The sequence below is a fragment of the Erysipelatoclostridium sp. MSK.7.34 genome, assembly GCF_019041935.1.
Lineage (GTDB): Bacteria > Bacillota_I > Bacilli_A > Erysipelotrichales > Coprobacillaceae > Thomasclavelia > Thomasclavelia ramosa.
In genome coordinates this window covers 25,889-47,896 of record NZ_JAHPYJ010000014.1, presented here as the reverse complement: position 1 = coordinate 47,896, position 22,008 = coordinate 25,889, and the positions used below count along the sequence as shown (strand labels likewise).

The 22,008-nt window shown below is 32.1% G+C and carries 19 protein-coding genes; 1 reads left to right on the top strand and 18 read right to left on the bottom strand.

The window, feature by feature from the left end; translation table 11 throughout:
- Positions 1 to 100: 100 nt before the first annotated feature.
- From KTF99_RS10540 to KTF99_RS10475, 14 genes are all read right to left on the bottom strand, one after another.
- Positions 101 to 466, bottom strand: coding sequence for a hypothetical protein (locus KTF99_RS10540; RefSeq protein WP_003537829.1), 366 nt, complete (start codon positions 464 to 466; stop codon positions 101 to 103).
- Positions 467 to 741: 275 nt separating this feature from the next.
- Positions 742 to 1,275, bottom strand: coding sequence for a methylated-DNA--[protein]-cysteine S-methyltransferase (locus tag KTF99_RS10535; protein WP_003537826.1), 534 nt, complete (start codon positions 1,273 to 1,275; stop codon positions 742 to 744).
- Between the two features lie 142 nt (positions 1,276 to 1,417).
- Positions 1,418 to 1,594: a hypothetical protein gene (locus tag KTF99_RS10530; RefSeq protein WP_003537825.1), complete on the bottom strand. Its 177-nt coding sequence runs from the start codon at positions 1,592 to 1,594 to the stop codon at positions 1,418 to 1,420.
- A gap of 117 nt (positions 1,595 to 1,711) precedes the next feature.
- Positions 1,712 to 1,978, bottom strand: a complete 267-nt coding sequence (locus KTF99_RS17640) for a methyltransferase family protein (protein WP_199414797.1) — start codon at positions 1,976 to 1,978, stop codon at positions 1,712 to 1,714.
- Positions 1,944 to 2,213: a hypothetical protein gene (locus KTF99_RS10520; protein ID WP_009009811.1), complete on the bottom strand. Its 270-nt coding sequence runs from the start codon at positions 2,211 to 2,213 to the stop codon at positions 1,944 to 1,946. Before KTF99_RS10520 ends, KTF99_RS17640 begins: the two co-directional genes overlap by 35 nt.
- 338 nt (positions 2,214 to 2,551) lie before the next feature.
- Positions 2,552 to 3,898, bottom strand: a complete 1,347-nt coding sequence (gene rlmD / locus KTF99_RS10515) for a 23S rRNA (uracil(1939)-C(5))-methyltransferase RlmD (RefSeq protein ID WP_003537822.1) — start codon at positions 3,896 to 3,898, stop codon at positions 2,552 to 2,554.
- 37 nt (positions 3,899 to 3,935) lie between these two features.
- A complete protein-coding gene (locus tag KTF99_RS10510) occupies positions 3,936 to 4,679 on the bottom strand; it encodes a hypothetical protein (protein WP_008792951.1) in 744 nt (247 codons plus the stop codon).
- Between the two features lie 49 nt (positions 4,680 to 4,728).
- The gene (gene gatB, locus KTF99_RS10505; RefSeq protein ID WP_008792950.1) at positions 4,729 to 6,162 is read right to left on the bottom strand and encodes an Asp-tRNA(Asn)/Glu-tRNA(Gln) amidotransferase subunit GatB; all 1,434 of its coding nucleotides are present in this window, start codon (positions 6,160 to 6,162) and stop codon (positions 4,729 to 4,731) included.
- A 5-nt stretch (positions 6,163 to 6,167) separates the two neighbouring features.
- Positions 6,168 to 7,616, bottom strand: a complete 1,449-nt coding sequence (gene gatA / locus KTF99_RS10500; protein WP_003537816.1) for an Asp-tRNA(Asn)/Glu-tRNA(Gln) amidotransferase subunit GatA — start codon at positions 7,614 to 7,616, stop codon at positions 6,168 to 6,170.
- Positions 7,616 to 7,906 (bottom strand): Asp-tRNA(Asn)/Glu-tRNA(Gln) amidotransferase subunit GatC, encoded by a 291-nt coding sequence (gatC, locus tag KTF99_RS10495; RefSeq protein ID WP_003537815.1) that lies wholly within the window; start codon positions 7,904 to 7,906, stop codon positions 7,616 to 7,618. The genes gatA and gatC overlap by 1 nt, the downstream gene beginning before the upstream one ends.
- Before the next feature lie 10 nt (positions 7,907 to 7,916).
- On the bottom strand, positions 7,917 to 8,990 hold the full coding sequence (locus tag KTF99_RS10490; protein ID WP_003537814.1) for a CamS family sex pheromone protein: 1,074 nt from the start codon (positions 8,988 to 8,990) through the stop codon (positions 7,917 to 7,919).
- 44 nt (positions 8,991 to 9,034) lie between these two features.
- Positions 9,035 to 11,029: an NAD-dependent DNA ligase LigA gene (gene ligA / locus KTF99_RS10485; protein WP_008792949.1), complete on the bottom strand. Its 1,995-nt coding sequence runs from the start codon at positions 11,027 to 11,029 to the stop codon at positions 9,035 to 9,037.
- Positions 11,030 to 11,107: 78 nt separating this feature from the next.
- Positions 11,108 to 13,252: an ATP-dependent helicase gene (locus tag KTF99_RS10480; RefSeq protein WP_003537812.1), complete on the bottom strand. Its 2,145-nt coding sequence runs from the start codon at positions 13,250 to 13,252 to the stop codon at positions 11,108 to 11,110.
- A 149-nt stretch (positions 13,253 to 13,401) separates the two neighbouring features.
- Positions 13,402 to 14,184 (bottom strand): MurR/RpiR family transcriptional regulator, encoded by a 783-nt coding sequence (locus tag KTF99_RS10475; RefSeq protein ID WP_008792948.1) that lies wholly within the window; start codon positions 14,182 to 14,184, stop codon positions 13,402 to 13,404.
- A 343-nt stretch (positions 14,185 to 14,527) separates the two neighbouring features.
- Here KTF99_RS10475 and KTF99_RS10470 point away from each other — a divergent pair, with 343 nt between their 5' ends.
- Complete coding sequence (locus KTF99_RS10470) at positions 14,528 to 17,680, top strand: family 20 glycosylhydrolase (RefSeq protein WP_217215560.1); 3,153 nt, start codon at positions 14,528 to 14,530, stop codon at positions 17,678 to 17,680.
- Positions 17,681 to 18,114: 434 nt separating this feature from the next.
- Here the strand turns inward: KTF99_RS10470 and KTF99_RS10465 are convergent, their stop codons facing one another.
- The 4 genes from KTF99_RS10465 to KTF99_RS10450 are packed head-to-tail and all read right to left on the bottom strand — an operon-like array spanning position 18,115 to position 21,922.
- Positions 18,115 to 19,032 (bottom strand): dihydroorotate dehydrogenase, encoded by a 918-nt coding sequence (locus KTF99_RS10465; protein ID WP_003537809.1) that lies wholly within the window; start codon positions 19,030 to 19,032, stop codon positions 18,115 to 18,117.
- Positions 19,025 to 19,780 (bottom strand): dihydroorotate dehydrogenase electron transfer subunit, encoded by a 756-nt coding sequence (locus KTF99_RS10460; RefSeq protein WP_003537807.1) that lies wholly within the window; start codon positions 19,778 to 19,780, stop codon positions 19,025 to 19,027. Before KTF99_RS10460 ends, KTF99_RS10465 begins: the two co-directional genes overlap by 8 nt.
- 8 nt (positions 19,781 to 19,788) lie before the next feature.
- The gene (locus tag KTF99_RS10455; protein WP_029481385.1) at positions 19,789 to 21,057 is read right to left on the bottom strand and encodes a dihydroorotase; all 1,269 of its coding nucleotides are present in this window, start codon (positions 21,055 to 21,057) and stop codon (positions 19,789 to 19,791) included.
- The gene (locus KTF99_RS10450) at positions 21,050 to 21,922 is read right to left on the bottom strand and encodes an aspartate carbamoyltransferase catalytic subunit (protein WP_029481387.1); all 873 of its coding nucleotides are present in this window, start codon (positions 21,920 to 21,922) and stop codon (positions 21,050 to 21,052) included. Before KTF99_RS10450 ends, KTF99_RS10455 begins: the two co-directional genes overlap by 8 nt.
- Positions 21,923 to 22,008 lie beyond the last annotated feature (86 nt).

Here is a 22,008-nt window from a genome sequence, read left to right as displayed (position 1 = left end):
GTTTTACAAATCAATCCTTAAAAAAGAATATTTTTGTAAAAAGGATTTACATTTTAAATAAAAATATTGTTCCTAAAGGAACAATATTTTCATAAACCTATTATTTTTCATTAAATAATTCAGACTTCTTTTCAAGAATTTGAGCAACAACTAAACAAGCCGGACAATCGCAATATTTAGCCCCGTTAGCTTTAATTTCTTTAGCATGGCTTTCAATATTTTTAGCATTTTCTTCACCAAAATAAGCTTTACCATTGTCAGAACCAGCAAACCTAATTAAATTATCAATTGGCATAATATCTTCTTCTAATTCAGCGATATATTTCTTAGTCTCAGCCATTTCGCTTTCTGTTCCAATCGCATTTAACCATGCTTGGGCAGCTTCCTTTGTTTCATTACTGCAAGTTGGAGCAACAATCAATTCACGTGTCTTTTCAGCAATATAATTTAATACTTCTTTGTTCATAAACTACATTCCTTCTTTCCTATAATATTTAAATATATTATACTATATTCATTTATTTGTTACAATTTATTGCATAAATTATATATTTCTTACATGGTAACTCAAGGTTATTATATTCAAATCTAAAAAATACAATCAAAATTAATAAAACAGTAATCTCCAATCCCTATATTGGTACCCTTGACTATAATAAAATGGAGATTTTATAACTTCATCTTTAATAAGATTCACAAAATCATTCATAATAAATGCCTCCATTTTTAAGTTTAATTAACTTATAATGCTGTCCCTTTTTTAGGAGTAAACAGCGCTCCCATATCCGCTCCTTCTAATTGAAGCAGTGCAATCTTTTTTTCAAGACCACCAGCATAACCAGTTAAGTTTCCGTTACTTCCAACGACTCGATGACAAGGAATAATGATTGAGATCGGATTGTGTCCAACTGCACCGCCAACAGCCTGTGCTGACATTGTTTTTAAACCTTTTTGCTTTGCTAAAACGGCTGAAATGTCGCCATAGCTGAGGGTTTGTCCATATGGTATTTCTAGCAATATTTGCCATACAGCAAGACGAAATTCACTTGCTTGAAGAGCCAAAAGAGGAATAAAATCTGGCTTTTGACCATTAAAATATAAGTTAAGCCATTCCTTTGTTTGTTTAAATACTGGTAACTCTACGTTCTTATATTCTTTTGATAAATTAGCGCCAAAATATTTTTGACCATCAAACCATAGACCTGTTAATGCTTCACCATTACTAGCTAATGTTATTGCTCCTAACGGTGAAGTATATTTAGATATGTATTGCATATTTCCTCCTTATAAATAATAATTGTTAAATATTAAATGTTTATTAGTAATATTTATTATAGCACAGATAATAAAATTATTTTAAGTTTATTTTCCATAACAAAAAATGGCTAATCACTAAGATATAGCCAAATTAAATATTTTATTGAATAATTTTAATATCTTCTTTAAGAAGATCATAACGCAATCCTTTTAAAATTAACATATAATACTTATCATTTATACTTTCAAATATAGTGTTCTTACTAATTTCTAGTTGATCGCCAACTTTAAATTCTAATAATCCTAATTTATAAGACATTTTAAACTCTATTTTCATTTTCGCACCTCTATACTGGAACTCAGTATACCATTAATATTACTTCAAAACAACAATAAGACATCATAAGTATGCTACTAATATTTATTATTGTTCTTTTTATAATTCTTTATTTAACTATATATATCTTCTTACTTGATTCATATATTGTTCATAAGCAATTCCAAACTTGCTGATACACCATTGCTCCTCTGAAAGAATAACCCAATGTATAGAGATTTGAAATAGTAATAAAATTATAAATAAGATTATTGATTGTGTTAATAATACGGTTCTTAAAAAGAAAATAAAATATGACATATACATTGGATTTCGAGAGAAACGGTAAATCTCGTTAGTATTTAAGCCATCATTTCTTGGATAAAAAATCTTTAACCAAAACAATGCACATTCCCAATCCTAACAAATAAACCAGTAGACCTAAACAAAACTGCCAAGATAAATCAATTATTACTGATAAGAAAAAATATATAAATATTCCGATATTGGCCATCTGATAAATTACATAAGCTATTTTCTCATTGCCTTGCAGTGGAGCAAAATATCCAGCCCGTTTGATTGCACCTTCGTTAATAAATGCTATTAATAAAAAAGGAATAAGTAAAATAAATGCATTCATTTTGTTTCCCCTATTTCTAATCTAACTACCCCTATAATTGGAAACATGATCATCATTACCTCTTAGAGCAACCATATGTACAAGTGTATTTATCACCAATTTCTTCACCATTACAGCAATAATGTTCTGCTTTATTCCCACGTAAAAACTGTTACTTCAATTGTAAATTCATATTCTTCATTATACCATTTTTTCACAATCAGTCGCCCGCTTTTATTAGGTTATCTAATTTTACTATAATTATAGATTTAGAACAATTGAAATCAATTTACTCGTCATAAATTATAAAAAAACAGACTTCTTTTAGGAAATCTGTTTAGTAATTATTTTTATCATGGCTATTTTGACAAACGAACTATATTTTCTATATGTGTTGTGTGAGGAAACATATCAACAGGCTGACAGACATCAGCATGATACCCAAATTCTTGAAGATACTTGATATCACGTGCTTGAGTAGCTACATCACAAGAAATATAAATTATTTTCTTGGGTTCTGCTTGAATCAAATTATCCAAAAATTCTGTTGAACACCCCTTACGTGGTGGATCAACAAAGACAACATCTAAATGCTGATCTTGATTAACTAGTTCTAGCATATATTTACCAGCATCACTACATTTAAATTCAGCATTACTAATATTATTTAAAACTGCATTATTTTTTGCATCATCAATTGCCGTTTCAACGATTTCAACACCATACACTTTTTTTACGTATTTGGCTACTGATAATGTAATTGTTCCAATTCCACAATATGCGTCTAAAACTATGTCTTCTTTAGATAAACCAGCAAATTCAATTGCTTTTGAATACAATTTCTCTACTTGGATTGGATTAACTTGATAAAAAGATTTTAAAGAAATTTTATATTTATTACCTAATAAAGTATCATAAATATATCCATTACCAAACAAAATGACTTCTTGTTCACCTAAAATTACATTATCAGTGCGATGATTAATATTTTGAATAACTGTTTTAATCATTGGAAATTCTTTTGTAATTATTTCCACTAATTTATCTATATCTTTAATTTTATTACGATAACTAATTAGTACTAACATTACTTCGTCTGTATGATAACCGTGTTTAGTCAAAATATGCTTAATATTACCTTGATGAGCTAACTTATCATATGGGTAAATTTTAAACTCTTCCATTAATTCTTTAACTCGATTAGTTATCTGATTTGATAATTCATTTTGAATATAACAGTTTTCACATGGGATGATTTCATTAGACTTTTGTTTATAGAAACCAGTTACTAAATGATTTCCTTTAACTCCAACTGGCATTTGAACTTTATTGCGATAATGCCACGGTTTTTCCATCATAATACAATCATTTACCGCCACTTTACAATTCCCGATTCTTTCTAAACAATCTTTGACCCGTTTTGTTTTATAAATCATCTGTCCTTGAGGATTAAGATGTTGTAACTGACAGCCTCCGCATGGTCTAAAGACAGAGCATTTGGGATCAATACGATATTTTGAAGTAACTTCTAATTCAATTAAACGTGCAATTCCGTAATTCTTTAATACCTTTATTACTTTTAGCCGTCCTCTTTCACCCGTAAGCATACCTTTTACAAAGTATGTAAAGTTATCAATCTTAACAACTCCTTGACCATCGTGAGTTAAATCTGTGCATTCACCATAAAAATAATCATTTTTTTTCATTTAGTCCTCCTCATAAATAAAGACGAGCCATGCTCGTCTATTGATTAGCGTTCGTATTAGCCGCACGATCAGTTGCAGCTTGATCAACTACATTAGCTCCAGTAAAAGTAATATCATCACTATTTGGATGTTTAGTACCAAATATAGGGAAATTAGTATCACCATTGCTCGTTAGAACAAACTCTACGTTGTATTGTCCACGGCCATTAGCAGTAGTAAATAAATTACTATATGCTCTACCTTCTTCCTTATTTTCACCTAAAGTATCATCTAATGTGTGTAAGGCGTTTGTTGCCAGTTGTTTAGCAGTATCTGAAGAAGTATTATCAACAAAATTCATACTAATTTTAACAATTCGACAATCTACTTCAATATTGATACTATTAACGCTTGGGTCTGCTTTGATTGCATCTTCAACTCCTGTAAATTTACTTTTGTCAATTGCAATTAAAGAAGCACAACGATCACCATAAACTGGTCCATCATTTCCTCCAGCAACAAATACATAGATGACGAACACAATAATTATTGATAGAAAAGCAATTAATGCAATTTGCCATTTCTTAATTTTAAACTTGCGTTTCTTCTTGTTTTTCATTGATTTATCTCCCCCGTTATCAGTAGGATAAGCTTTGGCATCTAAACCATCTTCATCAGCAAAGACATTGTCGTTTGAAGGTTTATCATTATTAGTTATTGATGAATTTTTAAGATCATCTTTTGATAGATCAATTGTATCATCTACTTCATCATCAAAACTAAATCTTTTTCTTTGAGACATATTTATATCCTCCTTCAACCATTGTACCAAATATAGAATTATTTGTACATTATGAAATTCTTTGTTTCAATAGTTCAATTAGTAATTTACTTGTAAGACCAGGATTAGCTTGACCACCGGTTTTTTTCATAATTTGTCCAACTAAGAATCCCACAGCTCGATCTTTACCATTGCTATAATCTTCAATTGATTGAGGATTATTATCAAGAACTTCATTAATAATTTTAGTTAATTCTTCCGGTGAAGAAATTTGTTTCATATTATTTTCTTCAATAATAATTTCTGGATCTTTACCTTCATTCATCAAGATTTCAAACACTTTCTTTCCTTGTTTACTTGAGATTGTTCCATCTTGAATATAATTGATCATTTTTGCTAAATACTCAGGAGTTATATTAGTATCTGTAATAATCAAATTATTTTTATTTAAATATGCTTGTACCTCGCCTAATAACCAGTTAGATGCAATTTTATAATGCTTAGTATAAGCAACTGTCGCATCAAAGAAATCCGAAACTTCTTTAGTTTGAACAAGTATCAATGCATCAGTTTTAGGAATTTTGTATTCATTTATGTATCGAGCTACTCGTGATTCTGGCATCTCTGGAATTCTTTCAATAATCCCTTCAACCCATTGATGATTCAATCGAATAGGTAAAATATTTGGTTCTGGGTAATATTTGTAATCTACTGCATCACCTTTAGCTCTCATTACTACAGTTTCTTTACTATCTTCATCATAACGGCGTGTTTCTTGGAGTACCTCACCACCACTAATTAAGACTTTCTCTTGTCGAGCAACTTCAAATTCAATTGCTTTTTGTACATTTGAAATTGAATTTAAATTTTTAATTTCTGTTCTTGTACCAAATTTTTCACTACCATATGGTCGAATTGATACATTGACATCGCATCTCATTGAGCCTTCTTCCATTTTAGCATCACTAACTTCTGTAAATAAGAAAATTTGTCTTAATCTTTCTAAATAGGCAGCTGCTGCCGCACCACTGCGGATCGTCGGTTTAGTAACAATTTCAATTAACGGAATACCAGCTCGGTTATAATCAATTAATGAATAATCGTCAAAGTGTAATTGTTTTGCAGTATCTTCTTCCATATGTAATCTTTCAATTTCAATTACTTGTGTTTGACCATTTACCTCAATCTTCATTGTTCCATTTCGCCCAATTGGGAAACGATCTTGCGTAATTTGGAATCCTTTTGGTAAATCTGAATAGTAATAATTTTTACGATCAAATTGTACCAGTTCATCTATTTCCATATTTAAAGCACTACATACCCGTATCGCAAATTCAACACCAGATTTATTTAGTACCGGCATTGCCCCTGTCATCCCCATATCGACGATATTGGCATTTGTATTTGGTGCCTCACCAAATGTTACTGGGGCCCCAGAAAACATTTTCGATTTTGTTTTAAGTTCACAATGAACTTCTAATCCAATAACAGTTTCAAAATTCATTCTCTCTACCCCTCTCTTGAATACTGATTTTCAAATCCTAATGCTTGTTCTAAAGCATAAGCGACATTTAATACTGTTTGTTCTTCAAATAAACGTCCCATCAGATTTATAGCAATCGGCATTCCTTCACTAAAACCAGACGGAATTGAAATACTTGGCGTCCCAGCAAAATTTCCTAAAGCTAAATGATTTTCTAAAATCAAGTATTCATCTGATAGGCGATCATCATTTGCTTCATCAAGTTTTGGGGCTACACTACCACCATTAGGAGTCAAAATAATATCATAATTATCATAAATTTTATTTAATTCTTCTACAATCAAACGACGTACTCGTTGAGCTTTTCTAAACATCCGTTCCTGATTTTCTGTAGCTAAGGCTAAATTTCCTAAAATAAAACGACGTTTAATATGAGCACCAAATCCATCAGTTCGAGAATTAATCATTACTTCGTCAGTTGATGAACCAGGTTGCCGATCACCATACTTAATTCCATCTAAGCACGAATGATTACTTGTTGCTTCACTATTAGCGATAATCGTGTAAGTTGGTAAAATTGCTTTAGCTAGATGAACTGGAATTTCTACCTCTTCGACACATGCCCCTAATTGTTTTAAGGTTGCAACTACATGGTTGAAATTATTTTTAATATCATCATTTCTAATTTCATTACTAACTGTTTTTAAAACAGCAATTTTCATATTCCTAATATCACTATTCAATTCTTTTAAATAATGTGGTACTGGCCGTGTGCTTGAAGTCATATCTCTTTCATCACGACCAGCTAATGCTTCAGTTACAATTGCCATATCACGAACATTTCGAGTAAAAGCACCTACGTGATCTAAACTTGAAGCATAAGGAATAACACCAAATCTTGAAATTCTTCCCCAAGTTGGCTTGAAACCAACTACACCACAGAATCCAGCCGGTTTACGAATTGAATCTCCGGTATCACTACCTAAGGCAAATGGAACAACCCCACTACCAACAAGTGCTGCACTGCCACCTGATGATCCTCCCGCTATCCTTGATGAATCCCACGGATTATATACAGGCCCAGTTAGAGCGGATTTGTTAGTACCACCCATTGCTAACTCATCCATACTTGATTTACCAATTAAACTAACACCTTCATTATATAATTTTTCAACAACCGCAGCATCGTAAACTGGTACATAATCCTCTAGCATTTTACTTGAAGCTGTCGTTTTAATTCCTTTAGTATTGTAATTATCTTTAAATACTCCAGGAATCCCTTTCAATATTTCTTCATCAGATATTTTAAGTTCTTTAATATTATCCATTGCTTGAGTTTTAGTGATTGTAACAAATGCATTTAAGCGATTTTGTTGAAATTCCACTTCTTTAAATAAATCATAATAATATTCATTTAAATCTATTTCTTGATTAACGATTAAATTATGCAATTCTTCAATTGAATAAACTTTCATTATCCCACCACCTTTGGTACTTTAATTTGATTATCTTGAACACTCTTAGCATTTTTTAAAACATCTTCTCGGCTTATTACATCAATCGGTTCATCATCACGTAAAAAGCATGTCTCAATTTCATAAGGATATGCTAATGGTGCCTTACCATCAGTGTCTATTTTCTCTAATACGGCAACGTGATTCATAAAAATCTCATATTCTTCTACTAACTCTGGCATTTCTGCATCAGTAATATTAAACATTGTTTTCAATCCAAGCTTTTTTAACATTTCTTCTTTATTTTCCATAAATTACCTCCTAATACAACAAGATACTCTTCGCATCTTCACCTTTATCTTTAACAATCAATGCCTCTAGTTGATCTTGTGAACTAACTAATACTTTAATATCAAAACCACTAAATTGAGTATTTAATTCATCAGCTGCAGTAGAAATCAAATAAAGCAATTCAGTATATGTTTTAATATTTACTTTTAAATTTATTTTCATTGACTGAATCTGACCATTTTTATAACGACCATAGCCAATTACACCAACTGCCTCAGTTGCAGCTTTTTTCATATTACTTTTAAAAATTTCAAATTGTGATGCTGTATCTTCATCAGCAGCAGTTGCTTCTGTACTTGTAAACATATAATTTTTGTAATCTAATGTTTCAATATTTCCCACACTGCCATCACAATAACTTTTTAAAATATAACGACCATTAATATCACTTTCGTTAGTATTAGTCGCATAATAAACACAAATATTAGCAGGAATATCTTTTAAGTCTTTTTTACTCTGTAAATATTTGTATAATTTACTAATTGCTTCACGCCCAAAATCAACAACTAACGATTCATCTAATGAGGTGTCTAAACGTTCATTTTTTTCATCACGAGGATCTAGTACGATTGCTAATGATAGACCCTTTAAGACATATTCAGATCCGTTTTTTTCATAATAATCTTGTTCATGCACTGTACTTACCATGATTGGATTTGCAACTCCGCCAATAGTAGTTCCCCGCTGTGCTTGTAAGGTATAAGGATATTTACTAGTATCCTCTGAGCGTTTTAATAATTGATTCATATCATCCGTTTTAAGATATTGCCCTTCAGACATATAATAATCATTAGTTGAGAAATGATCAGTAGATAAAATCTGTAATTCTCGTCCAATTGTTTGAAAATCCATAGTATTTCCAAAAGCAGTATAATAATCTTCTCGACTTAAATTCGTATTAAAATTAACTACTCGATAAAATGAATCATCTAAACTATCGGTAGTGGATACATCATTTGCTGTTTGATTTTCAACGGTCTCTTTAGCATCACTACAACCGCTCAGCACCAATGCTATCGCTAATAAAGCCACTATTTTTTTCATTCTAGTGTTCCTCCTTTATACAGTGCATTATAACACTATTTTAGCTACTTCACCATCTCTAGTAAAGTTTCTTCACTAATTACATTAATTCCCAAATTTTGGGCCTTGGTAAGTTTACTTCCCGCATTTTCACCAGCTAATAAGTAATCCGTTTTTTTAGACACCGAACCTGAGACTTTACCGCCATGCTTCTCAATCAATTCACTTGCGGCTTTCCTTGAAAGAGTTGGTAATGTCCCTGTTACGACAAATGTTTTGCCATCAAAACGTTCATCGCCATCTTGAGCTTCGATAATATTCATATTAACTCCATACTCTTTTAAACGTTGAACAACTGCCTGATTATCAGGATTCTTAAAGTAATTTATAATTGCCATAGCACTAATATCACCAATATCATTGACTTCAATCAACTGAGCATAACTAGCTTTCATCAAATTATCAATACTTTTAAATTTTTTCATTAAACTTTTAGCAGCAGATTTTCCCACATTACTAATCCCCAAACTCGTTAGCAATTTAATTGCATCATTATTTTTACTACCTTCAATTGCATTTAATAAATTATCTGTACTTTTAACTAAACCAATAATTTTTTTATCAAGTAATTCCTGACGTTTATCAATTAAACCATAAATATCACTTAAATCTTTTAAATAACCATGATCCACTAATGTTTCTACATAAGCAAAGCCAAAACCTTTAATATCCATAGCATCACGTCCAACAAAGTTAACAATATTTCTAACTAACTTACTTGGACAGCTATGATTCGTGCATTTTATATCCGCATTATCACCTTCACGTACAGCTGGAGCTCCACAGACTGGACAAGTATTGCCAATTACATATGGAGCACTATCAGCGGGGCGTTTTTCTTTAACGACTCCTTTAACCTTGGGAATTATCTCACCAGATTTATAAACAACGATCGTATCACCAATCCGCACATCTAGATCATCGATAAAATCCTGATTATGTAAAGTTGCTCGAGATACAGTCGTTCCACATAAACGAATTGGTTCAAAAATGGCTGTTGGAGTTATTCTTCCAGTTCTACCTACTGACAATTCGATTGCTAATAATTTTGTTTCTTTTTCTTCAGGCGGATATTTATAAGCTACTGCCCAACGAGGTACTTTAGCTGTTGCTCCGAGTTTTTGTCGATCAGCAAAACTATCGATTTTAACAACAGCACCATCAATATCATATCCAAGTTTATCACGATTTTCACCAATCGCCTCAATTGCCTCCCAAACCTCTTTAGCTGTTTTACAAATTTTATAATCTTCAATGATTTTAATTCCTTGCCGTTTTAAATATTCATATCCTTCACTGTGGCTTGTAAATTCTCTGCCTTTAGCATCTTGAATATTAAAAACAAACATTGATAAATTTCTCTCTTTAGTAATTGAACTATCAAGCTGTCTTAACGTTCCAGCAGCGCAGTTGCGAGGATTCGCAAAAAGTTTCTTCCCTTTAATTTCCTGAATTTCATTAACTTTATCAAATGCTTCATTGGTCATATAGACTTCACCACGGACTTCAAGATATTCAATCGGTTCTTTTAAAATATTTTTTACATCCTTGATTACTTTAGCATTAACAGTAACATCTTCACCTTGTAAGACACCATCACCACGAGTAACAGCAACATCAAGCTTACCATTGACATAGCGCAATGCCATTGACAACCCATCAATCTTGTATTCAACCACAAAAGTCGGATCTACCAGTTGTTCTTGCATATCCGCAACAAATGCATCTACATCTTCCTTAGAAAATACATCCTGCAATGATAACATCGGCACATTATGACGTACGAGTACACCAGCTTCACGCTTTGCACTACCACCTACTTTTTGAGTCGGTGAATCACTAGTAATATATTCAGGGTGTTTTTGTTCTAATCCTTTTAATTCCTGCATCATCATATCGTATTCATAATCAGTAATCTCTGGATTATCTTGATTGTAATAACGATCATTATGATATAAAATTGTTGCTTTTAGTTCCTTATATCTACTTAAATCATCCATTATCTCACTCCTAATTTAATCTTAACTATTATACCAAAATACGTATAACTATAAAACAAAAAATGTGCGTTTAGCACATTAATTTGTTAGTTTCTTTAATGCTTTGTGATTTGCCATCAAAGTCTTTAAACCAGCAGGCAATTCAAAAGCTATATCTAAAGTATTACCATTGACTTTAACAACAACACCTTTACCAAAAGTATCATGTAAAACAAAGTCCCCATTTGACCAGTCAGTCACTTCATTATTCCCTACTAATTCTTCTTTAGTTGGAGCTGTATTAATAAAGTTTGCTGTTTTAAATCGTGGCTTTGTTCCTACATGCTTAATCCCCTCACTCCCGATTTCATCAATAAAGCGACTTGAAATTTTAGGAGAATCTGTTACAAAACTAAAGCCTTCACTATCTGTCAAAAACAATTGTTTTCTTGCTCGAGTAAAAGCAACATAAGCCAAACGCCGCTCTTCCTCTAATCCTTCATCTGATTCGCTTAATGCTCTGAAACTTGGGAAAATCCCTTCCGATAAACCTAAAACAAAAACGTAATCAAACTCTAGACCTTTAGCCATATGAATTGACATCAGACTGACATATTGTCCATCATCCAAATTATCATTATCTGTATATAATGAAATTTCTTGTAAATAATTTTCAATTGTTGCAATATCAGGATTTTGATTTTGAAATTCATAAATTGACCGTTGTAACTCATGAATATTATCAATTCGATTATCTTCTAAATCCTTTTTCAACATATCAATATATCCAACATCGTTCATCAAATTTTCAAACATTTCATGAAGCGGCAGACTTGACTGTTTTGCTGTTTCAACAGCTTTAACCAATGTGATTATTTCTTTTTTGGCTTTTGATGACAGCTTAATTTGATCACTAAATAGTGTCAACGCCTCATACAAACTAACCTGATTATTCAAAGCTACTAATTGAATATTTTCTAATGTTTTTTTTCCAATTCCCCGAGCAGGAACATTGATAATTCGTTCGAATGCAAGATCTTCATCATTACATACTAACTGCAGATAGCTCAATGCATCTTTAACTTCTTTTCGACTAAAGAATTTCAAACCACCAAAAATCCGGTAATCTATTCCATGACTAATCATACTCTGTTCAATTGTTCGAGATAAATAATTAGCACGATATAAAATTGCAAAATCGCGATAATTGACTCCGTCAACTTCACTAATTATTTTTTCAATCTGGCTACAAATATAATCTGCTTCTTCCTGTTCACTCTTTCCCATATAATGAATAACTTCACTACCACCAGTAGCCTCAGTATAAAGGTCTTTTTCTAATCGATTTCGATTTTTACGAATTAAGCTATTGGAAATATTTAAAATATTTCCCGTAGAGCGATAATTTTGGTCTAAAATCACTGTTTTACAAGGTTTGAAATCTTTATCAAAATCAAGAATATAATTAACATTAGCCCCTCTAAATGAATAGATGGTTTGATCAGGATCGCCTACAACACAAGTAATTGCGTCTTGTGACATCAATTTAACTAAACGATATTCAATATTGCCAACATCTTGAAATTCATCAACATGGATGTATTGAAATTTATGCTGCCATTTTTCTAATACATCTGGGTAATTTTCAAAAATATATACTGCTTTTAATAAAAGATCATCAAAATCAAGCATAAAATGATTTTCTTGATATTCAAGATATTCTTTATATACTTTAGCTTTCTTTATTTCACCTTGAAACTGACCTGCTAATTCCATTGCTCGTTCAGGATCAATATTAGCCATTTTATAATTTGAAATGGATGCAATCATACTTTTAATACTGATTGTTTTTGCATCAATATCTAAATTATTATAAATTTTTTTAATTAATGCTTTTTGATCTTCTTCATCCATAATCATAAAATTACTTGGATAATTAATCACATTAATATGTCGTCTTAATATTCGGACACATAATGAATGAATTGTGCAAACTAACGAACCTAATGCATGAGGTCCTAATAATGATGTAATTCGTTCTTTCATCTCGTTTGCCGCTTTATTAGTAAAAGTAATAGCTAGAATTTTTCGCGGGTCAACACCGATTTCATCAATCAAATAAGCAATTCGATACGTTACCACCCGTGTTTTTCCAGATCCTGCTCCAGCAATTATTCTCAAATGACTATCAAGATATGTTGCTGCTTCTTTTTGATTTTTATTTAATAATTCATCTAATTCCATCTAATCACCACCACCGATATATTATATATGATATTAAATATAAAAGATATATAAAATATTATTTCTCTCAAGATATTTTTTCTTTAACACCTAAAAATATCCTTTAAAAATAAAGTACAGTTATTTGTCCAAATAACTGTACTTCTACTTTAATTATTTACTATGTACTTATGATAATAACGATTTAACAAACAATCAATAAAGAACAATAACTTATATTTTCCAATACTTTCACTATCATGCCCGCCTAATCCAATTACTTGTGTAAATTGTTCTGAAAATTTAATATGAACATTTTGAGTTATCAGAACATTTTTAGCTAATGAAATAATTGCTGGAATAGTGATTGCTTTTTCCATTAATAATGTCCCTTCTAATGATAAAAAAATACAGAGATCATCTCGACGGATTTGCTTAGCAACCTCCATTTGATGCTCTTTACGAGGATAAAATTCAATAAACTTACCCGTTGTTAAAATTGCACGTTGCATAATGCAGCCAAGATCGCCAGGAATATGAGTTGCAAAAATAAAAATTCTTTTAGCGTTATGAATATACTCACACAACTGTTCAATTTCTTGATCAATTGATGTTTCTTGCATTCTTACTAAACTTTCAGAAATTGCTTGAGCATAGTCAACACAATTAATTTTTTTAGTCGCTCGAGTATCTATGATCATTTCATCTGTTTCTTCTTGAATCCCAATACAGTCAGCTTTAAAATCATTAAAATTTGCATAACCTAAATACTGCGAAAAACGACTAATACTTGATTGTGATGTATAACAAATATCAGCAAAATCTTGCAATGAAGTCCGTTTTTTTATTTTATCAATATTTTTTAAAATGCATCTAGCGATATTTATATTTGTATCATCGCTATCTGGTGATGTGTTTACAATATTTTGCAGTTTATAAATAAAACCAGCCATTGTCTGTTATCGAGGAATCTCCTCGATATCCTCCTTTCCCGTACTACTTCAAAATTCTTTGGCTTTTATTGTTCCCCTCTTATTCATAAAACTATAACAGCACTAACCCATGCCATTATTATAACACTACTTTTCAAGAAGTGAAAAGATATTCTATTTTTGAAAATCTATTCAAAAATTAAAAATCATTTGCAATTTTCTATATTGTAACATTTCCTCATGCCCTTTACAATTTAGTTAGATACAGAAATGTATAGACAAATCATCATATTAATCAGGAGGTGTTATCGCAAATAACTGCTATATTTTATTTATTATCATATCATGAAAGGGAAAGAGATATATGAAAAAGAAAAAGAGATTATTACCGATTGTCATGGCCTCACTTATGGCTATGTCGATCAACGTCGGTCCACTTAAAGCTGCCGATGCTCCACTAATTACTAATCCGTCTTTTGAACACGAAATTGATAAAAATGAAGTTCAACTCTACAAAGCTGTCAGAACTGACGAAAAAGCTTTTGACGGAAAATACTCTATCAAAGTTGGGAATCCTAAACCTGAAAATCCTTCTGAAGTTCCTATCTGGCGTTATAATTATGGTAAAGGTAGTGTTAATGTTATTTTCCATAACGTTGAGCCTAACACTACATACAAGATTACTACCCATTACTGGAATGAATCCGGAGTAAAGATGTCTACCGGAGTTCTTGATATTGAAGGTAAGCATACTACGTCTCCTTGGCAGCTTGCTTCTAATATCCAAACTAACCAAAAGGTCAGCACTGAGTGGCAGACTAATGAACATACTATCACTACTGGTCCTAGAACTAATGAAATTTACGGTTTTGCCTATATGGAATGGACTGGTAATGACTTAGGTTCTGGAGTTTTCTATATCGATGATTTCAAAATTGAAAAAGTAGAAAACAAAACAGTTGAAGAGAAAGCTTCTATCAACTATGATGCAGACTTCTCTGAATTCCCAGAAACTGTCCCTGCTGTTCAGAATTTTGAAAAAAATGGAAATGAAATTTATAAATTAAATACAGCTAAGCAAGTTTTTTCAACTGATGAATTCAGTAAAGCTAAGACCCAATATCTAGCCGACAGTATGGTTAAAAAAGGGCTGATCAAAGACTATACGATCAAAACTGTTACTGATGCCTCACAAGGTGAAGGTATTGTTTTAGTTAAACAGCCAATCACTTTTGAACTTCCTGCAGCTGTAACAACAAGCAAAATCGATGCCTATCAAATCGATATCGATCAAGACAAAACTGTCATCCATTCTGACTACATTCAAGGTATTCAAAATGGTGCAATGACTATATTGCAGGCCTTCGCTCAAAGAAAAAGCCTTCCTGCTGGTTCTGTTCAAGATTACAGTGATCAAGTTGTTCGTGGGCTTCAGGTCGACTCTGGAAGAAGATACTATTCAATTCAATGGTTAAAAGATCAGATTGAACAAATGGCATATTACAAACAGAATATCTTACAGCTGAGACTTAAAGACAACGAGGGTATTCGTTATGATTCGAAAATTGCTGCTGATTTTGTTGACCGTAAAGGTGGATTTTGGACTCAGGAAGAAGTTGATGAATTAGTCAGCTATGCAGCTAAATTCAATATCGAAGCTATTCCTGAAATCGACTTCCCAGGTCACGCTGAACAAGAAGCAAATTTCCATAGCGGATGGTGCATTCCTGGTTCAACCAAAGCATTAGACTTTTCTAAACAGGAAGTTCGTGAATATATGATCTCTGTTTATAAAGAAGCAGCAGATTTCTTCCATGCTAAAACGATTCATATCGGTGGTGATGAATATTTCCAAAGTGGTTATACAACTGCCGGTAAAACAGTTTTACAGGAATGGGCACGTCAAGTGACAGGAAATGAAGCTGCGACAGACCATGATGCTATCAAACTTTTCTTCAATGAAGCGGGAGACGAACTAATCAAACAAAACTTAAAAGTACTAGTATGGAATGACAACATCTTTGATTTAGGAGGAATAGTACCATTAGACAGCCGTCTAATTGTTGATTTCTGGGCTGGAGGAATGTACGGATCAATCAAAGCCAGTACTACAGCTAATGCTGGATATACAATCATGTCAAGTTCTTCATCAAACTATCATGATTTATGGCCACAACAAGGACAGAGCAAACTAGACCGTCCATTACCAAAACGGACATATGAAGAATTTACAAGATATCATTATTCAAAATCATCATATCATTATGGAAATGATGAAGTATTAACAGAAAATCTTGACAAGTCATTAGGACAAGTATTCCCAATTTGGGATGATGCCCACGGGTATGTACCAGAATATATTTTGACTAGGACACTATTCCCACGTTATGCTGGATTTGCATTAAAAACATGGGGAGCAGAATATCAAAAGGAAATGGATTACGAAAGCTTTGAAAGACTGATGTATACACTTGGATCACCACGTGATGATTTATTTACACAATCAAAAATCAACTACAACAAGACTGATCTAGATCTAGTAATAAATAAAATCGAAACCGCTCTGGCTGACAAAACTACAACAAATACTGCAGTTCAAGAAAATATTGATAATTTAAATGCTATGATCAGTGATGTTAAAGCAAACCCTGCTAATTATCAAAAAGATAGTTTCTACACAGATATTATCAATGATTTGATTTATAATTACGAAAATGTTGAGTACGTAGTAGTTAAAAAGAATCTTTTAAATATTGCAATTGAGGAAGCACTTAAAGTTACTGAAGCAGAATTAAATACTATTGTTCCTGCTGTAGTTACAGAATTTAAAGCCGCTCTAGCAGAAGCTCAACAGATCAATGGAACTTCTTTAGCTACGCAAGAAGAAGTAAATGCATCGTTTGACCGTTTAAGTGACGTAATGCAAAAATTATCTTTCAAAAAAGGTGATAAAACTGATTTAGAAAATTTAATTAAAAAAATTGCTAAACTAAATGCTGAAGATTATCTAACAAGCACTTGGAATGCAATGTTACCTGTTTTAGATGAAGCTAAAGTTGTTGTTAATAATCAAAATGCTTTAGAACCAGAAGTTCAAGAAGCGCACGATAAATTAGTAAGAGCCTTCTTACAGCTAAGACTAAAACCAAATAAAGATGCCCTTAACGAATTAATTAATAAAGCTGAATCATTGAATAGTGCAGAATACACTAGTGAAAGCTGGGCAGCATTAGCTAATATTCTTATTGATGTAAAAGCTGTTGCAGCCAATGAAGTTGCCACTGTTACCGAAATTGAAACCGCATATGACAACTTACAAAATGCCATCAATAATTTAGTTAAAGTTACTCCAGCAGAGCCAACTACACCTAACACTCCAGATGCTAATAAAAAAGACGATGTTAAACAAGGTAACGTCAAAACTGGTGATAATACAAATATCGCTCTATACACTTCATTATTTATTATGGGTGCGTTAGTATTACCATTAGTATTAAAAAAGAAAAGACATAACTAAAACACTCAAAAAATCTCACTATGTTTAGTGAGGTTTTTTCTATGTTCAATACTTGGCTCATTTTTCAAATATTGAATATAATTTATCATCTTGTAAACCTCAATAATAGGCTATACAATTTAATTAAGTGCAAGCATATATAAACAAACCATTATATTAATCAGAAAATATTATTTAAATGATCTTAATGATTTGATTTATAATTATGAAAACGTTGACCCTAATAACTATATTCATACTAAAAATGAAACTTCTACTATAAAACCATTTGATTTGGAATAAATAACTGCTAAAATTAGAGATAGCAATAATTTATTATATTTAAATTTACTAAAAACTGCCTTATTTAGTTTAGTAATACTCGATAAAAAAGAAAAACGATACAATAAATAAAAATACTAGAGTTTGTATTAAAATAAACTCTAGTATTTTTATTAAAATTTATGTGAACGTCCAACTAAATCATTTATATCATTAATACCAATTTGTTCTAATAATGGTTCTAAATCATTAATAATTTTTTCACATACATATGGATCAATTAAATTCTGACAACCAATTGCAACAGCACTTGCACCAGCCGACATCATTTCGATAACATCACGGGCATTTTGAATCCCGCCCATACCAATTACTGGTATCTTTACTGCTTGACTTACTTGATAAACCATTCTTAGAGCAACCGGGAAAATTGCGGGTCCAGAATATCCTCCCGTCTTATTAGCAATAATTGGTTTTCCTGTTTTAAAATCAAAGCGCATCCCTACTAAAGTATTAATCATCGTTATACCATCAGCCCCAGCCGCTTCAACTGCTTTAGCCATTGCTACAATATCAGTAACATTTGGTGATAATTTAACATAAACTGGAACTTTAGAAACTTCCTTAACTCGACGTGTTAAATCAGCTGCCATTTCTGGATTAGTTCCAAATTGAATTCCACCACTATGGACATTCGGGCATGAAATATTCAATTCTAAGGCTCCTACCATGTCATGAGTAGAAATCCTTTTAGCAGTTTCGACATAATCATCAGGTGCACTACCACCAATATTAGCAATTACTTTATCATTATATAGCGGTCTTAGTTTTTCTAATTCCTCAGCCATAACAGCATCAACACCAGGATTTTGCAAACCAATTGCATTTAACAAACCACTTGGTCCTTCAGCAATTCGAGGTAGAGGGTTCCCATAGCGAGGTTCTAACGTAGTTCCTTTAAGCATCATTGAACCAAGAATATTGATATCATAAAACTTTGCGAACTCATATCCAAACCCAAATGTTCCACTCGCTGGAATAATGGGATTTTTCATTTCTAAACCAGGTAAAGATACTTTTAAATTAGCCATTTACAATCACCTCGTTACTTTCTAAGATTGGTCCTTCAACGCAGATTCTTTTATATGGTCTAGTTTTAACTTTGCAAGAGCATCCCATGCAGGCACCAAAGCCACATCCCATCCGAGCTTCAAATGATAATTGCCCATTTTCTGGATAATTAAGTGCTAAAGCATCTAGCATTGGTTCTGGTCCACAAGTATAATAATTATCAAAAGTCAAACCTTCATTTTTAATTACATCAACAACCGTTCCTTTTGTTCCGGTGCTGCCATCCATTGTTGCGACAAAAACATTAGAAAATTCAGCAAATTTTTCTTGATAGAAAACATCTTTTGCACTGCCAAAACCTAGTACTGTCGTTATCTCTATTCCTTTGGCTGCAAGCTTTTTACCTAAATTATATAGGGGTGGTGTTCCTAATCCACCACCAATCAATAAAGCTTTACCATCCTTAATGGTAAATCCATTACCTAACCCAATCAAACAATCTAAATAGCTGCCGATTTCTTTATTTTTTAAGATTTTAGTTCCTTCTCCAACTACTTTAAAAACAATCACAATATGACTATCATCATAATCACTGATTGACATCGGTCTTCTTAAATAAGGTTGTAAACTATCATTGATTTTAATATTGATAAATTGGCCCGGAGCACTGATATATTTAGCTCCTTCACCTTCTAAAATCATTTCATATACATCATCTGCAATATTTTTAATGCTTGTAATCTTCATCATCCCATGTAAGTTTGCCATAATGCCTCCTATATTTTTGTAACTTTACCATCTAAAACATGATACTTTAATGCTCCAAAACACTTAGTTTCAAGAAATGGTGTATTAATTGATTTTGATTTAATACTTTCTTTTGTAATTACATATTCTTCTTCTAAATCAAAAACAGCAAGATTTGCCTTTAACCCAACTTCTAGATCATGCTCGATTCCAATTATCTTTGCTGGATTTATAGACATACATGTCAAAACTTTTTCTAAAGAAATAAGTCCTTTTTTAACTAAATATGTATACATTAAGCTAAATGCATGTTGATTCCCAATAATTCCAAATGGAGCTTTGTCGATTGGTTTATTTTTTTCTTCAATCGTATGTGGTGCATGATCAGTAGAAATTACAGTTATACCCCCATTATTGATTCCTTGAATCAATGCCGCTAAATCTTCTTTACTTCGAAGCGGTGGATTCATTTTATAATTGGGATTCATATCCTTAATATTATCATCAGTTAAAATTAAATGGTGTGGACATGCTTCACCGCTAACTAATGGATTTGTTTTCCGAGCTTCGGTTAATGCCGCTACTGTTTCTTTAGTTGATATATGACAAATATGATAACGATTTCCGATTTCACTTGCCAACTTTAAATCACGAACAGCATGATTAAATTCAGATGCATTATTTATTCCAACTAAATTATGTTCTTTTGCATAATTACCATCGTTGATACAAGCACCTGGCTGTAATTCAGCTTCGTCTTCACAATGAGCTACAATAATACTATTATTCGCTTTTGCAGCTTTCATTGCCGTTTCCATCATCATAGATGATTGAACTCCACGACCATCATCTGAAAAACCAACTACAATTTCTTCTTTACTATTAGCATCAAAATCTACTAGTTCTTGACCTCTTAATTCAGTCGTAATTGCACTATATGTATAAGTATGTACCTTCGCATCTTTTGCTACCCGCAAAGCAAAATCTTTAATTGTGGCTACATCATCCATACATGGGATTGTATTGGCCATTGCAACTAGATGAGTATAACCACCGTATTTAGCAGAATTAGTCCCGGTTGCAATAGTTTCTTTGTGTTCAAATCCAGGCTCTCTTAAATGAACATGAATATCAACAAATCCAGGTGTTAATAAGTTACCTTTTAAATCAATAATCTCATCAGCATCCGTTAATTCTTGAGCGATTGCTGCAATACGATCATTTTCAATCAAAACATCTAATTTTTGGAGTTTATTATGATAAAATACATTACCATTTTTGAATAATATTTTAGTCATTTGTTAACACCCGATTTAATAATGCCATTCTTACAAATACACCATTTTCCATTTGTCTAAAAATACGGCTTTGTGCACATTCAACAATTTCATCAGCTATTTCAACATTACGGTTAAATGGTGCTGGATGCATTATAATCGCCCCTTCTTTCATTTTATCAACACGTTTTTGATTCAAGCCAAACATCTGATGATATTCATCAGTCGTTAATCGCATCAAATCATGATGACGTTCATGTTGTACTCGTAATAACATCACAATGTCAACTTCTGGTAAAATTTTGTCAAAATCAACATAGTTATATCCAGCTTCTTCAAATTCACGTGGTCCACTAGTATATACTTCCATTCCTAAACGCTGCATTATCTCATAATTACTATGAGCGACTCGAGAGTGAACGATATCCCCAACGATTACAATCTTCAACCCTTCAAAATGACCGAATTCTTCACGAATTGTCATTAAATCTAAAAGAGATTGACTTGGATGATTCCCAGTTCCATCACCACCACTGACAACAGGAATCTTAATTCTTTCAATTAAATCCTCATAATAGTTTTCCTTGGGATGGCGAATTACGACAGCATCACACCCAATTGATTCAAAAAACTTAACCGTATCATATAAAGTTTCTCCTTTTTGAACGCTTGAATTTGCTGCTTCAAAATTTTGAGTTCGACAACCTAAATTATAAGCAGCTTTATCGAAACTATAATGCGTTCTTGTTGATGGTTCAAAAAATAAGTTTGCAACTACTTTTTGTCCTTTGAAATCAACTTTTTTACCGTTTTTAAACTCTTCAGCTTCATCCAAAATCTGATTAATTTCTTCTGTTGCAAAATCTTTTAATGTAAATATGTTCATAATCTTCCTCCATAAAAAATACCTCTAACGAGGTATAATTGGGAAATAATATTAATTATACCCAGTTGACATAGTTTTTTTCTTTT

Bases quoted from the DNA above. Each gene is read 5' to 3' on its own strand.
- KTF99_RS10475 (WP_008792948.1), bottom strand. From the start codon at position 14,184: ATGGCTGGTTTTATTTATAAACTGCAAAATATTGTAAACACATCACCA.
- KTF99_RS10465 (WP_003537809.1), bottom strand. From the start codon at position 19,032: ATGGCTAATTTAAAAGTATCTTTACCTGGTTTAGAAATGAAAAATCCC.
- KTF99_RS10480 (WP_003537812.1), bottom strand. From the start codon at position 13,252: ATGGAATTAGATGAATTATTAAATAAAAATCAAAAAGAAGCAGCAACA.
- gatA (WP_003537816.1), bottom strand. From the start codon at position 7,616: ATGAAAGTTTATTCAATTGAAGAATTGCATAATTTAATCGTTAATCAA.
- KTF99_RS10460 (WP_003537807.1), bottom strand. From the start codon at position 19,780: ATGGCAAACTTACATGGGATGATGAAGATTACAAGCATTAAAAATATT.
- KTF99_RS10490 (WP_003537814.1), bottom strand. From the start codon at position 8,990: ATGAAAAAAATAGTGGCTTTATTAGCGATAGCATTGGTGCTGAGCGGT.
- KTF99_RS10470 (WP_217215560.1), top strand. From the start codon at position 14,528: ATGAAAAAGAAAAAGAGATTATTACCGATTGTCATGGCCTCACTTATG.
- ligA (WP_008792949.1), bottom strand. From the start codon at position 11,029: ATGGATGATTTAAGTAGATATAAGGAACTAAAAGCAACAATTTTATAT.
- KTF99_RS10540 (WP_003537829.1), bottom strand. From the start codon at position 466: ATGAACAAAGAAGTATTAAATTATATTGCTGAAAAGACACGTGAATTG.
- KTF99_RS10535 (WP_003537826.1), bottom strand. From the start codon at position 1,275: ATGCAATACATATCTAAATATACTTCACCGTTAGGAGCAATAACATTA.
- rlmD (WP_003537822.1), bottom strand. From the start codon at position 3,898: ATGAAAAAAAATGATTATTTTTATGGTGAATGCACAGATTTAACTCAC.
- gatC (WP_003537815.1), bottom strand. From the start codon at position 7,906: ATGGAAAATAAAGAAGAAATGTTAAAAAAGCTTGGATTGAAAACAATG.
- KTF99_RS10530 (WP_003537825.1), bottom strand. From the start codon at position 1,594: ATGAAAATAGAGTTTAAAATGTCTTATAAATTAGGATTATTAGAATTT.
- gatB (WP_008792950.1), bottom strand. From the start codon at position 6,162: ATGAATTTTGAAACTGTTATTGGATTAGAAGTTCATTGTGAACTTAAA.
- KTF99_RS10510 (WP_008792951.1), bottom strand. From the start codon at position 4,679: ATGTCTCAAAGAAAAAGATTTAGTTTTGATGATGAAGTAGATGATACA.
- KTF99_RS10455 (WP_029481385.1), bottom strand. From the start codon at position 21,057: ATGACTAAAATATTATTCAAAAATGGTAATGTATTTTATCATAATAAA.
- KTF99_RS10450 (WP_029481387.1), bottom strand. From the start codon at position 21,922: ATGAACATATTTACATTAAAAGATTTTGCAACAGAAGAAATTAATCAG.
- KTF99_RS10520 (WP_009009811.1), bottom strand. From the start codon at position 2,213: ATGAATGCATTTATTTTACTTATTCCTTTTTTATTAATAGCATTTATT.